Annotated in this window: 13 protein-coding genes; 5 read left to right on the top strand and 8 right to left on the bottom strand. The window is 66.8% G+C overall.

Annotation, left to right across the window (positions count from 1 at the left end; all coding sequences use genetic code 11):
* Positions 1–3 precede the first annotated feature (3 nt).
* Positions 4–990 (bottom strand): zinc-binding dehydrogenase, encoded by a 987-nt coding sequence (locus AC07OK_RS04215; RefSeq protein ID WP_494689105.1) that lies wholly within the window; start codon positions 988–990, stop codon positions 4–6.
* Between the two features lie 90 nt (positions 991–1,080).
* Between AC07OK_RS04215 and AC07OK_RS04210 the strand changes: the two genes are divergently transcribed.
* Entirely contained in the window at positions 1,081–1,974 is an 894-nt protein-coding gene (locus AC07OK_RS04210; RefSeq protein WP_494689104.1) for a LysR family transcriptional regulator, read from the top strand.
* On the opposite strand, the gene AC07OK_RS04205 is transcribed toward AC07OK_RS04210, so the two are convergent.
* Positions 1,971–2,585 carry a DJ-1/PfpI family protein gene (locus AC07OK_RS04205; protein WP_494689103.1) on the bottom strand — a complete coding sequence of 205 codons (615 nt, stop codon included), beginning with the start codon at positions 2,583–2,585 and terminating at the stop codon, positions 1,971–1,973. The genes AC07OK_RS04210 and AC07OK_RS04205 overlap by 4 nt on opposite strands.
* Before the next feature lie 90 nt (positions 2,586–2,675).
* On the opposite strand from AC07OK_RS04205, the gene AC07OK_RS04200 reads away from it, so the two are divergent.
* Together AC07OK_RS04200 and AC07OK_RS04195 are read left to right on the top strand one after the other, a co-directional pair.
* Positions 2,676–3,221 carry a TetR/AcrR family transcriptional regulator gene (locus tag AC07OK_RS04200; RefSeq protein ID WP_229225210.1) on the top strand — a complete coding sequence of 182 codons (546 nt, stop codon included), beginning with the start codon at positions 2,676–2,678 and terminating at the stop codon, positions 3,219–3,221.
* The gene (locus AC07OK_RS04195) at positions 3,214–3,849 is read left to right on the top strand and encodes a GNAT family N-acetyltransferase (protein WP_494689102.1); all 636 of its coding nucleotides are present in this window, start codon (positions 3,214–3,216) and stop codon (positions 3,847–3,849) included. The genes AC07OK_RS04200 and AC07OK_RS04195 overlap by 8 nt, the downstream gene beginning before the upstream one ends.
* Before the next feature lie 7 nt (positions 3,850–3,856).
* On the opposite strand, the gene AC07OK_RS04190 is transcribed toward AC07OK_RS04195, so the two are convergent.
* The 4 genes from AC07OK_RS04190 to AC07OK_RS04175 all read right to left on the bottom strand — a co-directional run bounded on the left by AC07OK_RS04190 (position 3,857) and on the right by AC07OK_RS04175 (position 6,392).
* Entirely contained in the window at positions 3,857–4,516 is a 660-nt protein-coding gene (locus AC07OK_RS04190) for a hypothetical protein (protein ID WP_494689101.1), read from the bottom strand.
* 9 nt (positions 4,517–4,525) lie between these two features.
* Positions 4,526–5,080, bottom strand: a complete 555-nt coding sequence (locus AC07OK_RS04185; protein WP_494689100.1) for a hypothetical protein — start codon at positions 5,078–5,080, stop codon at positions 4,526–4,528.
* 6 nt (positions 5,081–5,086) lie between these two features.
* A complete protein-coding gene (locus AC07OK_RS04180) occupies positions 5,087–5,827 on the bottom strand; it encodes a P-loop NTPase family protein (RefSeq protein WP_494689099.1) in 741 nt (246 codons plus the stop codon).
* A gap of 73 nt (positions 5,828–5,900) precedes the next feature.
* On the bottom strand, positions 5,901–6,392 hold the full coding sequence (locus AC07OK_RS04175; RefSeq protein WP_494689098.1) for a CinA family protein: 492 nt from the start codon (positions 6,390–6,392) through the stop codon (positions 5,901–5,903).
* Positions 6,393–6,681: 289 nt separating this feature from the next.
* Here AC07OK_RS04175 and AC07OK_RS04170 point away from each other — a divergent pair, with 289 nt between their 5' ends.
* On the top strand, positions 6,682–9,288 hold the full coding sequence (locus AC07OK_RS04170; protein ID WP_494689097.1) for an EAL domain-containing protein: 2,607 nt from the start codon (positions 6,682–6,684) through the stop codon (positions 9,286–9,288).
* Here AC07OK_RS04170 and thiL read toward each other — a convergent pair.
* Both thiL and AC07OK_RS04160 read right to left on the bottom strand, forming a co-directional pair.
* A complete protein-coding gene (gene thiL / locus AC07OK_RS04165) occupies positions 9,273–10,241 on the bottom strand; it encodes a thiamine-phosphate kinase (RefSeq protein ID WP_494689096.1) in 969 nt (322 codons plus the stop codon). The two genes, AC07OK_RS04170 and thiL, sit on opposite strands and share 16 nt — an antisense overlap.
* A gap of 18 nt (positions 10,242–10,259) precedes the next feature.
* Positions 10,260–10,646, bottom strand: coding sequence for a hypothetical protein (locus AC07OK_RS04160; protein WP_494689095.1), 387 nt, complete (start codon positions 10,644–10,646; stop codon positions 10,260–10,262).
* A 304-nt stretch (positions 10,647–10,950) separates the two neighbouring features.
* Between AC07OK_RS04160 and AC07OK_RS04155 the strand changes: the two genes are divergently transcribed.
* Positions 10,951–13,269 carry an NADP-dependent malic enzyme gene (locus AC07OK_RS04155; RefSeq protein WP_494689094.1) on the top strand — a complete coding sequence of 773 codons (2,319 nt, stop codon included), beginning with the start codon at positions 10,951–10,953 and terminating at the stop codon, positions 13,267–13,269.
* Positions 13,270–13,341: the final 72 nt, after the last annotated feature.

Here is a 13,341-nt window from a genome sequence, read left to right as displayed (position 1 = left end):
AGGCTACTGGCCGAGTTGCACCACCGCCTTGCCCAGGCCGGCGCCGGCGTCGAGGTAGCGGTGGGCTTGCGCGATGTCGTCAAAGGCAAACACCTCGGCGGGACGGGCGTGGTACTGGCCCAGTTCCACCCGCTCGACGATGTCCTGCAAGGGCACCCGGTCCAGCTCGAACCCTGGCGTGCCAAACGCGAAGCTGCCGAAAAAGCTCAGCTGTACGCGCGGCGGCAGGTGCTGCAGCGGCAGGAAATTGCCGAGCGCTTCCAGCCCGCCGAGGAAGCCCGCCTGGCAAACGCGGCCCTGCCGCGCCGCCAGCGCCAGCGAATCGAGCAGGGTGGTGTTGCCGATCAGGTCGAGCACCGCGTCGACGCCCCCGGGCGCAATCGCGCGCACGGCGTCCGCCACGCTGGGCCGCTCTTCGACGATGTCGCGCGCGCCGTTCTTCTTCAGCACGCTTTCGAGCAGTGCCGGGCGGCGCGTGGTGGCGATCACCCGCGCCCCCAGGTGAGCCGCGATATTGCTGGCCGCCTGGCCCAGCGCGGAGCTGGCGCCGCGTATCAGCAAGGTCTGTCCGGGCCGCAGTTCGAGGTTGTCGTGCAGGCAGGCCCAGGCGGTCGCATACGATTCCGGGATGGCGGCCAGCTCGGCCCACGGCAACGACGAGCGCAGCGGCACAACGTTGCTGGCGGGGACGCATACATACTCGGCATAGCTGCCATTGATGCTGCGGCCCATGCCGCCCATGATGGCGGCGACCTTCTGGCCCGGCCGCAAATCGGTGCCGGGCGCGCCGGCCACCTCGCCGACGCACTCGATGCCCGTCACCCTGGCGACCTCGCCCCACAGGCCGCGCCGCATATAGCTCTCCGCGCGGTTGAGGCCAAACGCCCTGACGCGGATCAGCACCTGGCCGTCGGCCGGCGCTGGTGTGGGCAGCTGTATCAGTTGCAATTGTTCTGGACCGCCGAACTGGGCGATGTGGATGGCGCGCATGAGGCTTCTCCTGTTGATGTGGGAAGCACCACTGTAGGCAAGAACACATTCGGATAAAATTGAATAATTCCATCCATCTTTGTAGGATTTATGAACTCTGTCGGTTTTACCCTGCACGAGTTGGCATGTTTCCTGGCCGTGGCCGAGCTGGGCAGCTTCCAAAAGGCGGCGGTGCGCCTGCACCGTTCCCATCCCAGCGTGTTTGCCGCGATTGCCAGCCTGGAGCGGCAATTGGGGCTGGCGCTGCTGGACCGCAGCGGCTATCGCGTTGCCGTGTCCGCCGCCGGGCAGGCCTTCGTCGAACAGGCCCGGCAGCTGCTCGACAGCGCCCGCCAGATGGAAACGCAAGCCCGGCAGATCGCGCAGGGCGAGGAGGTCAAGCTGTCCGTGGTGATCGGCGACCTGTGTCCCTTGCCGGCCACCTTGCGCCTGCTGCGGCAGTTTTTTGCCCAGTGTCCGGCGACCCGCCTGGACCTGCATTTCGAAGCCCTGTCCGGGCCGTGGGAGCGGCTGCACAGCGGCGAGGCCGACCTGATCTTCCACCACCTCGAGCAGGCCGACATGCGCTTCGAGGCGCGGCCGTGGCGGCGCGTCAGGCTGGTGCCGGTGGTCGCGCCCGGCTTCCTGGCGTTCCCGCTGGACGCCGCCATCACGCCCGAGATGATGCGCCCCTACGTGCAATGCATGATCCGCGACAGCGCGCGCGACGGCCCGCCGCGCGACTACTTCGTGGTGGACGGCGCGCGCCGCTGCACCGTCGCCGACCAGTTCATGAAGCGCGAAGTGATCTTGCAGGGCATGGGCTGGGGCCACATGCCAGGCTACCTGGTGGACGAGGACCTGGCGCAGGGGAGGCTGCTGTCGATCGCCGGACATCATTTCCGCGAAAGCGAGCTGGAGCTGGTGATCGCCCGCCGCCGCGACATCGCCCACGGCCCGGTCGCCACGCGGCTGTGGGAGCATCTGCTGGCCGGCCTGGCCTAGGCGCCGCTCCCGTCCCGGCCTTGGCGGATGCTGGACACGATGATTTCTTCGTACAGCTGGTACTGGCCGCCCGGCAGCACCGGCCGCAGCGTTTCCAGGCTTTTCTCCGCGCCGAACAAGCGTTCGACCACCCAGCCGACCAGATACATGGCGGCCAGGCAGCCGCCGGCCGTCGCCACGTTGTCGACGCTCATGAACGGCCGCTCGTCCGGCTCCACGCCGGCCGCGCGCAACGCGCCGCGCGCCTCGGGATGGGTGGCGGCCCGTCGGCCCGGCAGCAAGCCCAGTTGCGCCAGGATGAAGGAACCCCCGCAGATGGAGCCGATCAGCTGCCGCGCCGGGTCCAGCTGAAACGCGCCCATGAAGTCCGGGTCCGCCAGCGCCGCCGGCACGCCTTCCTTGCCGCTGGCGAACAGCACCACGTCGGCCTGGTTGGCCTCGGCCAGCGCGCCGTGCGTGTCCACCAGCAGGCCGTGCGCCGACCGCAGCCGGCCTTGCTTGCCGACGATGCGCACGCGCCAGTCGTGGCGATTGCGGCCGAGGATGTCCCACATCAAAAACAGGTCGATGTCGGTGAAGTTGTCGAAGGCGACGAGGGCGATGGTCTTCATTGCGGCTCCATGAGCGAAGGTAGGAAGCCGCAGTCTAGCCACGCCGGTGCTACCATACACAGTCTGTATGTTTTCGGAGTGAGACCAGTGTTGACGCGTGACCATTGGATTGCAGCGGGCTTCGACGCCCTGGACCATGACGGCGATGCCGGCATCTCGGCCGAGCGCCTGGCGCGCCGCCTGAACGTGACGCGCGGTTCGTTCTACCACCATTTCCGCAGCCGCAACGATTTCGTCCACGCCTTGCTGGCCGCGTGGGAGGCGGACTACGCCGACCGCATGCTGGCCCACGCCGCCGCCGGCCGCAGCCTGGAAGAGGTGCTGGAACGCTACCTGGCGATCGCCGCCGAAAAACAACCGGGCCGCGAAACCGCGATCCGCGCGTGGGCCCGCCACGACCCGCTGGTGGCCGCCTACCAGCAGCGCGTCGACCAAACCCGGCTGACGTTCGCCATCAACGCCTGCCGCACCCGCACCGACGCCTCGGTCGATGCGGACCTGGTGGGCCGCCTGGCGCACTTGTGCCTGATCGGCGGCCAGGAATCCGGCGACCGCATGCAGCCGTCCGCGTTTGCGCGGCGCGTGCAGGACGCCTTGACCCTGCTGGGCAAATCGCCCTTCCTCCATCGTGCCTAAGCCCGCGCCGGACCTGGACCTGCTGGAACGCTGGCTGGCCGGATGGAGCCTGGCGCGCGGCCTGCCGCTGCCGCGGCGCGACGGCGGCGGGCTGGTCGTCGAGGTCGGCTGGCCGCAGCAGCTGCGCCGCCACGTGTTCCTCGATGCGGGGTCGGCATTGCAAGCTTGCGCGGCGCGCATCGAACAAGCCGGCATCTACCTGAAGGCGGCGGTCGACACGGATACCCTGCGACGCGCGCTGCCGGCCCGCTGGACGATAGAGCAGGCCCGCTATCTGATGCAGCGCTCCGGCCCGATGGCCGGGTGGGCAGCGGCGCCAGCCGGCTACACGCTGCAAACATCGATGGAATATGGCGCGCATGTGGTGCGCTACGTCGACGCCAACGGCCGGACGGCGGCGCAGGGCGGCGTGGTGCTCAACGCTGGATGTGCGGTGTTCGACCGCATCGAAACGATGGAAGGGCACCGCCGCAAGGGATTGGCCAGCGCCGTGATGGCCGCGCTGGACACACAGGCCGGCGACGCCGAACGCCTGCTGGTGGCGACCGAGGCCGGCCGCGCGCTGTACGCCAGCCTGGGCTGGCAAGTGCTGGCGCCGTACTCGACGGCCGTGCTGGCCGGCGGCTGATCGCGACTCAGGTATGCGGCGCTTCCTTGGCGGACTTGGCCAGGTTGTTGCGCAGTTCCTGCAGGTTGCCGTCGGTGCTGGAGTAGGCGCTGATCATCTGCGACAGCACGCGGTAGACGGCCTTGGGATCGCCTTCGCCCATCTGTATGTCGCTGATCGTGTTCAGCATGCCCGCGCCATTGAGGAAGTTGTTGCCGCCGCTGCTGCTGATCGATTGCACGTCGCGCATGTTGGCGTAGATGCCGGAGTAGCGCTCCAGCTGTTGCTGCGGCATCCAGCTGACCGCCTGGCTGGCGACGGCCACTTCCCACGCTTCGCGGCGCAATGACGGCGACATGATACTGAGTCCCAGCTTGTGCTGTTGCGTCACCTGCTTGATCAGGAGCTGGCCGTCGACCTTGTCCTTGATGCCGGCCAGCAGCTGCTCTTGCGCCGCCATGATCTTTTTCAGCTGATCGTTGTTGTGGTTCAGCGCCTCGTCCAGCTCATGGACATTGGTCTGGATTTCGGCGTCGATCTTGACGGCGGCTTCATGCGCCAGTTGGCGGTGGTGCAGCGTCTGCACGCCATGCTCCAGCGCCAGCGCGGTCGCGATACTGATCACGATCATCAAATATTCGCCACCGAATTCCTTCAGGGTCTTGGCTTTGGGGACTTCAAAGTGCATGCATCTTCCTTATTTTTGCAGTTCGGCCTGTAGCTGCTCCCGCACTTTCGGGTCCAGCTTCTGGATCGCCTTGTTCAGTTTGTCGGCGCTGGCCAGCGCCGCGCTTTGTTCGGCCGTCAGCCCCGGCTTGGAGAAGGCCGCCTGGCCGCCGAGCACCAGCAGCGCGCTGAGCACGGCGACGCCGGCGGCCGCGCCCAGCAGCCGCAGCTCGCGCGCCGTGATGGCCGGCGCCTGGGTGGCGATCAGCCGCACCGGGCCGGCGGCGGGCGCCGGCGCGTAGGCCGATGGCGGGTCGCCGGCCACCGCCGCAACCGCCGCCGGCTCATTGGTGGCGTCCAGCACCAGCGGCTTGCGGGGCGCGTCGTGCTGCGCGCCCAGGCCGCCGGCAGCCCTGGCATGTTGCACCAGTTCCTGCGAGGCGGCGTCGATCAGCGCGATGTGGCGTTCGACCGTCTCGGCCAGCACCGCCTCGTTCAGCGCCACCAGCGCGAACACCGGATCGTCGATGTCGATCCTGACGCCGGTTTTTTCAAAGACCAGACTGCGCAGCTTCTGCTGATCCATGGCGGCTTACCACTCCACTTTGTCGAGTTGCTCGAACAGGTCGCGGAACACCACCTTGATGCGCTGCTTTTCCATCAGGTTGAACTTGTCGCTTTCCTTGACTTCCTGGGCGGTCAGGCGGGCCGTGTTCATCTTCTTGATGTCGGCGCCGAAGGTGTCGGCGTTGCGCGCCGACAGTACGATGCGGCCCTTCACGCGCGACGAGTTGTCGGCATAGGTCTGCGATTCGGTGAACTGTTTGCCGGACGCCGATTGCAGCAGGCCGAAGTGCTCGTTCTCCCACAGCACCAGCGGCACCTTGGTCGATTTGGCGGTGGAGACGAAGCCCATGGCGGTGTCGTGCAGCGTGTCGCCGCCGCCGACGATGGTGTGGATGTAGACCTTGCGGCCAGACTCTTCCAGCAGCGAGAAGCAGTCGTTCTCGATCAGGTAGCCCATCAAAGGGGAGAAGGTGTTGGCGCCGTTGTCGATGACGCAGTTGCCGTCCTCTTCCAGGATATCGATCATCAGCGCGTCGAAGCGCTTGGGGTCGATGGTGCGGCTGTCGGTCATCACTGGCACATGCTTGACGTCCATCGCCTTGTAGCGCGAGAAGGTCGCGTTCTCCTGGTCGGTGTCGTAGCAGCGCAGCGGCTGCTGCCCTTCCGTCACATCCTTGCCCGTGATCCACTGCGCCAGGATGGTCGACACCAAGGTCTTGCCGATGCCGCCTTTACCTTGGAGAATAAAATGTACCGAATTTTGCATCAATTACTCCAGAATCGCTCGAATGCGTCGAGAGTAATTGTTTTGTGGCGGGATGGCAACCGCCAGCCCGCATTCAGTCTATAAACCGTAGCAGACCCTGCAACGCATGGATGACGGTCTGCTCGCGCACCGCCTTGCGGTCGCCGGCAAACACCAGCCGCTCGGTGTGCACGGTGTCGCCGTTGGCCCAGCCGAAGCACACGGTGCCGACCGGCTTGCCCGGCACGGCGCCGGTGGGGCCGGCGATCCCGGTGGTCGAGACCGCCAAATGGGCGTTGCTGGCACCGAGCGCGCCGCTCGCCATGGCCGCCGCCACCTCTTCGGACACGCTGCCCATCTGCGCGATCAGCGCGGCCGACACGTCCAGCATTTCGGTCTTGGAGGCGTTGGAATAGGTGACGAAGCCGCAATCGAACCAGGCGGTCGAGCCGGCGATCTCGGTGATGGCCTGGGCCACGCCGCCGCCGGTGCACGATTCGGCCGTGGCCAGGATCAGGCCCTTCGCTTGCAGGGACTTGCCGACTTGCGCGGCCAGGTCGAGGATGGTGTCGCTGTTCGAATGCATGGAGTTCTCCTTCTGTTGCGGCAATCTGCGGGCTGGCTTCCACTGTACCATGCAGCTCGCAATCGATGCCAGTGCCGCGCCGCTGCTTTGCCTGAACAGCAACATGCCAGAAAACATTAGACCGCCGATTTGAACTTGCGTACACTCAGAGGATAGCCCGGTCGCCGCTGCCCAGACACCGCAGTCGTGCGCCGCCCATAGGGCAAACTGTTAAGCTTGCTCAGGTACAGGAAGCGGTCCGAACCGGCCATGATGCCGGCTCATCGGGGACCGCACGGAGGCGCATCCCATGATCAGCCAGACCGACATCTTCAACGCCAGCATCCTGATCGTCGACGATCAGCCGGTGAACGTGGAATTGCTGGAGTTCGTGCTCAAGTCCACCGGCTACACCGCCGTCAGCTCCACCACCGATCCGTATGTGGTGGCCGGCCGGCACGCCGAACACCAGTACGACCTGATCATCCTCGACCTGCAGATGCCGGGCATGACCGGCTTCGACGTGATGGAGGCGATCCGCCCGCTGGAAACCGAGGCCTGGCTGCCGGTGCTGGTGGTCACCGCCCAGCCCGACCACAAGATCAAGGCGCTGGAACTGGGGGCGCGCGATTTCGTCAGCAAGCCCTTCGACCCGGTCGAGGTGCTGACGCGCATCCGCAACATGCTGGAAGTGCGCCTGCTGCACCGCGAAACGCGCGGCTACAACACGCTGCTGGAACAGACCGTGCGCGAGCGCACCGCCGAGCTGCAACGCTTCCGCAGCGCCATGGACGCCACTACCGACGCCATCTTCCTGCTGGACGCGGGCAGCGCCGAGCTGGTCGACGTCAACGACGGCGCCTGCCGCATGCTGGGCTATCCGCGCAGTGAGATGCTGGGCCAGACCGCCAGCCGCATCGGCCTGGGCGCGCCGGCCGCGCTATGCGAGCAGGCCGAGCGCTTGATCGCTTTCGCCGCCGCCCTCGGCCCGGCGCGCGCGCCCGAGCTGCTGGAGCTGGATCTGATGCGGCGTGACCTGATCGCGGTGCCGGTGGAACTGTACTGGCAGCTGTTGCAGCGTGCCGGCCAGCCGACCATCCTGCTGGGCGTGGCGCGCGACATCAGCGAGCGCCGCCAGGCCGAGGAGCTGTTGCAGCACATGGCCCACTACGACAGCCTGACCGGCCTGCCCAACCGCACGCTGTTCTTCCAGACGCTGGCCGACGCCATCGCGCTGGCGCAGGAAAAGGCGTGGCGCATCGTGGTGCTGTTCATCGCGCTGGACCGCTTCAAGAACATCAACGATTCGCTGGGCGCGGCGCTGGGCGACGAGCTGCTGCGCCAGTTCAGCAACCGGCTGGTGCAGTGCGTGCGCATCCGCGACACCGTCGGCCGCATGGGCGGCGACGAGTTCGCGCTGATCCTGACCATGACGCGCGACCAGCAGGACGCGGTGCATATGGCCAACGAAGTGCGCGAGGCGCTGCGCCTGCCGTTCGACCTGGACGGCCATCCGGCCGCGCTCAGCGCCAGCATCGGCATCGCCATGTACCCGGACGACGCCACCGATCCGCACACCCTGGTCAAGTACGCCGACACCGCGATGGAGCGCGCCAAGCAGGCCGGGCGCGACGGCTACCGCTTCTTCACCGCCGGCATGAACGTGCAGGTGCTGGCGCGGCTGGACATGGAGCTGGCGCTGCGCCGCGCGCTCGAGCACAACGAACTGCTGCTGCACTACCAGCCCAAGGTCAACCTGCACACCGGCGAGATCGCCGGCGCCGAGGCGCTGCTGCGCTGGCAGCGGCCCGGCTGCGGCCTGGTGTATCCGGCCGAGTTCGTGCCGGTGCTGGAAGATACCGGCCTGATCGTGCGGGTCGGCGCCTGGATCATCGACGCCGCCTGCCGCCAGATCGGCGCCTGGCTGCGCAGCGACGTCGGGCCGGTGCGGGTGGCGGTCAACGTCGCCAGCCGCCAGTTCGCCGAGGGCGACCTGGAGCTGATGGTGCGCAGCGCGCTGCTGCGCCACGACGTCCCGCCCGAGCTGCTGGAGCTGGAGCTGACCGAGACCGCGCTGATGACCAACACCGAGCGCACCATCAGCGTGTTGAGCGCCCTGAAGGCGCTGGGCGTGAAGGTGGCGATCGACGATTTCGGCACCGGTTATTCATCGCTGGCCTACCTGCAGCGCTTCCCGATCGACAAGCTGAAGATCGACATCGCCTTCGTGCGCGACATCACCACCAATCCCAACGACGCCGCCATCGCCCAGGCCATCATCAGCATGGCGCACAGCCTGAAGCTGCGGGTGATCGCCGAGGGGGTGGAGACGCGCGCCCAGCTGGAATACCTGCGGCGCAGCCGCTGCGACGAGATCCAGGGTTACTACTTCAGCCGGCCGGTGGCGCCGCTGGAGATGGGCGCGCTGGTGCTGTCGGGCCACTGCCTGCCGCCGGACCCGGCGCAGGAAGGCCAGCCGGCGCAGACCCTGCTGATCGTCGACGACGACGTCAACGTGCTGTCCTCGCTGCACCGGCTGTTCCGCCGCGACGGCTACCAGATCCTGACGGCGGCCACGACCGGCGAGGGCTTCGAGCTGCTGGCGCTGCACGCGGTGCAGGTGATCGTGTGCGACCAGCGCATGCCGGGCATGAGCGGCACCGAGTTCCTCAGCAAGGTCAAGGAGATGTATCCGGAGACGATACGCATCATCCTGTCCGGCTACACCGGGCTGGACGCGGTGCTCGATTCGATCAACCGCGGCGCCATCTACCGCTTCTACACCAAGCCGTGGGACGACACCCAGCTGCGCGACAACATCCGCCTGGCCTTCCACCATTACTGGCTGATGCACGGCAGCGGCCTGCGCGTGGGGCAGCCGGGCGAGGACGTCACCGCGCTTCAGGACGTGAAGTGATCGAAGCTGTGCAGTTGCAGCTCGAGCGCGGCGCCGGCGGCGTCCACCAGGCGCAGGCCGGGCGCGGCCTCGATGCGGCCGACGCGGGTGACCGGGGTGGCCACGCTGGCGGCCGCCGCCAGCACCGCCGCGCGCGCCGAGGCCGGCGCGGTGAAGCACAGTTCGTAGTCGTCGCCGCCGGCGGCGCTGTAGGCGCGCCGCAGCGCCGTCGCGCGCGTGGCCAGCACGGCGCCGGCCGGCAGCGCGTCGACGTCCAGCGTGGCGCCCACCCGCGATTGCTGGAGGATGTGTCCGAGGTCGCCCACCAGGCCGTCGGAGATGTCGATCGCCGCGCGGGCGATGCCCTGTTCGGCCAGCAGCGTGCCCAGCGCCACGCGCGGCGTCGGCGTGTGCAGGCGCGCGGCGGCCGCCAGCAGGCCGGCGGCGTCCAGCGTTTGTTCCAGCCGGTAGCCGGCCAGCGCCAGGCGGGCGTCGCCCAAGGTGCCGGAGATCCAGATGTCGTCGTCCGGCTGGGCCGCGGCGCGCCGCAGCGCCTGGCCCGGCCGCACTTCGCCGAACACGGTGATGCAGATGTTGAGCGGGCCCTTGGTGGTGTCGCCGCCGATCAGTTCGATGTTATAGGCGTCGGCCAGCGCGAACAAGCCCTTGGAAAAGCCGGCCAGCCAGTCGCGGTCGGCTGAGGGCAGCGCCAGCGCGAGGGTGAAGCCGACCGGACGCGCGCCCATCGCCGCCAGGTCCGACAGGTTGACCGCCAGCGCCTTGTGGCCCAGGCGGGTGGCGTCTTCGCCGGCAAAGAAGTGGCGGCCCTCGACCAGCATGTCGGATGAGATCGCCGTCTGCATGCCGGGCGTGGGGGTGAGCAGGGCGCAATCGTCGCCGATGCCGAGCGTGGCTCGGGCCGCGTGCTGCGGGCGCTGGAAGTATTCCTGGATGAGGTCGAATTCTGAGAGCATGCGATATTGTACCTGCCGTCAGGCGGGCAGCGCGGCGTGCGGCGGCATGCTCTGGTCCGACAGGAACAGCCAGTCGTGGTTGGCCAGCCGGACCGCCACGCCGTCGACCTGGTAGCGGCCCAGCAGGTTGGGCGTGAAGAACAGCTGCGGCCCGGCCTCGTAGCTGGCGCCGGCCAGCAGGATCAGCAGCCGGCTGCCGGCCGTCTCGAGGGTCAGCGCCTGCTCGCTCAACTGGGAGAGCTTGCCATGGCCGGTCTGCATCAGCCCGCCCAGCGAGCGGCTGTAGACGAAGGCCAGCTGGGCGCCGTCGCGCTGCCAGTCCAGCAGGCGGGTCCAGCCGGAGGCGGCGGGCGCGGCGTCGCGGGCGGCCGGCAGGCCGGTGTGCTTGCTCATGACGGCTGGCATGGCGGATCTCCTGAAAGTGGGTGCCTGTTCAGCTTAGCGCCGTCCCGGTCGTGATCTCATTGGCAATTTCAATCAAATTTCATCGCGCGATACAAAATAGTAATAGGTGCGGAAAATTGATTATGTTGGAGCTATTGATAGGTTAATGCCGCTAAAAACGTCAGAAATTCGGTTTTTGTTGCCTTGAATCATAAATAATGCTGATATCAGTCATAGCTGTTGGTGAAAATACCTACTTAATTGAAAGAATTGGTCTGATAAAATCGGAAGCTTTCCGACAGTACAAACAGGAAGGCCGCACAGCATGGATTCGTCATCTGATAAAAAAGAAGAACTTCGTCAACAATTGCGCCTCGCGGCGCTCGAATACCACGAGTGCCCGACGCCAGGCAAGATCAGCGTCACGCCGACCAAGCAACTGACCAACCAGCGCGACCTGGCCCTGGCCTACTCGCCGGGCGTGGCCGCGCCGTGCGAAGAAATCGTCATCGACCCGGCCAACGCCTATAAATACACGGCGCGCGGCAACCTGGTGGCGGTCATCACCAACGGCACCGCCGTGCTGGGCCTGGGCAATATCGGCCCGCTGGCGGCCAAGCCTGTGATGGAAGGCAAGGGCGTGCTGTTCAAGAAATTCGCCGGCATCGACGTGTTCGACATCGAAATCAACGAGCTGGACCCGGACAAGCTGGTCGACATCATCGCCTCGCTGGAGCCGACCTTCGGCGGCGTCAACCTGGAAGACATCAAGGCGCCCGAGTGCTTCTACATTGAGCGCCAGCTGCGCGAGCGGATGAAGATCCCGGTCTTCCACGACGACCAGCACGGCACCGCCATCATCGTCGGCGCCGCCATCATGAACGGCATCCAGTACGTCGGCAAGGACATCGCCCACTGCAAGCTGGTGGTGTCGGGCGCCGGCGCGGCCGCGTTGGCCTGCCTGGACCTGATCGTCGACCTCGGCTTCCCGCTGGAAAACATCTACGTCACCGACCTGGCCGGCGTGGTCTACAAGGGCCGCAAGGAATTGATGGACCCGGACAAGGAGCGCTTCGCCCGCGAAACCTCGGCCCGCACCCTGGCCGAAGTGATCAGCGACGCCGACATCTTCCTCGGCCTGTCGGCCGGCGGCGTGTTGAAGCAGGACATGGTCAAGGCCATGGCGCCCAATCCGCTGATCCTGGCGCTGGCCAATCCCAACCCGGAAATCCTGCCGGAAGACGTCAAGGCGGTGCGCGGCGACGCCATCATCTGCACCGGCCGTTCGGACTATCCGAACCAGGTCAACAACGTGTTGTGCTTCCCCTACATCTTCCGCGGCGCGCTCGACTGCGGCGCCACCACCATCACGCGCGAAATGGAAATCGCCGTGGTGCACGCGATCGCCGAGCTGGCCCACGCCGAGCAGTCCGACATCGTCGCCACCACCTACGGCTTCAGCAATCTGTCGTTCGGTCCCGAGTACCTGATCCCGATGCCGTTCGACCCGCGCCTGCTGATCAAGATCGCCCCGGCCGTGGCCAAGGCGGCCGAGGAGTCGGGAGTCGCCACCCGTCCGATCAAGGACCTGCAAGCCTACGCCGACAGCCTGCAGCAGTTCGTCTACCGCAGCGGCACCTTCATGAAGCCGCTGTTCCAGGTGGCCAAGAAGACCGCCAACGAGCTCAAGCGCATCGTCTACGCCGAGGGCGAAGAAGAGCGCGTGCTGCGCGCGGTGCAGGTGATCGTCGACGAAAAGCTGGCCCGTCCTATTCTGGTCGGCCGTCCGGCGGTGCTGGAAACCCGCATCACCAAGTTCGGCCTGCGCCTGAAGCAGGGCGTGGACTTCGACGTCATCAACCCCGACCACGACGAGCGCTACCGCGAATACTGGCAGGCGTACTACGAGCTGACCGCGCGCAAAGGCGTGACGCAGGAATACGCCAAGCTGGAAATGCGCCGCCGCCACTCGCTGATCGGCGCCATGATGATCAAGAAGGGCGACGCCGACGGCATGATCTGCGGCACCTTCGGCACCACCCAGCTGCACCTGCACTATATCGACCAGGTGCTGGGCAAGCGCGACGGCGCCTGCGTGTACGCCGCGATGAACGTGCTGATCATGCCCGAGCGCCAGCTGGTGATGGTCGACACCCACGTCAACGAGAACCCGAACGCCAAGGAATTGGCGGCGATCACCGTGATGGCGGCCGAAGAGATGCGTCGTTTCGGCCTGTCGCCGCGCGCGGCGCTGCTGTCGCACTCCAACTTCGGCTCATCCAACAGCGAATCGGCGCAGAAGATGCGCGCCGCGCTGGAGCTGGTCAGGCAGATGGACCCGTCGCTGGAAGTGGACGGCGAAATGCACGGCGACACCGCGCTCGACGCCAAGCTGCGCAACTCGATGATGCCGGGCACCACGCTGACCGGCGACGCCAACCTGCTGGTGATGCCGAACATCGACGCCGCCAACATCGCCTACAACCTGGTGAAGACGGCGGCCGGCAACGGCATCGCGGTCGGCCCCATCCTGCTGGGCTGCGCCAAGCCGGTGCACATCCTGACGCCGTCGGCCACGGTGCGCCGCATCGTCAACATGACCGCGCTGTGCGTGGTCGACGCGGTAGCCCTGCGCAAGGTGTAACCCCCGGGGGTCAAGTCTGACATTCGGACACGAACTCTGCCGTAGCCTGCATTACGGTAGAGGTCGTGTTCG

The organism is Duganella sp. GW821-FHT07G03, from assembly GCF_059418605.1.
The sequence above is the reverse complement of the archived record's forward strand: the minus strand, read 5'-3'. Positions and strand labels throughout refer to the sequence as shown.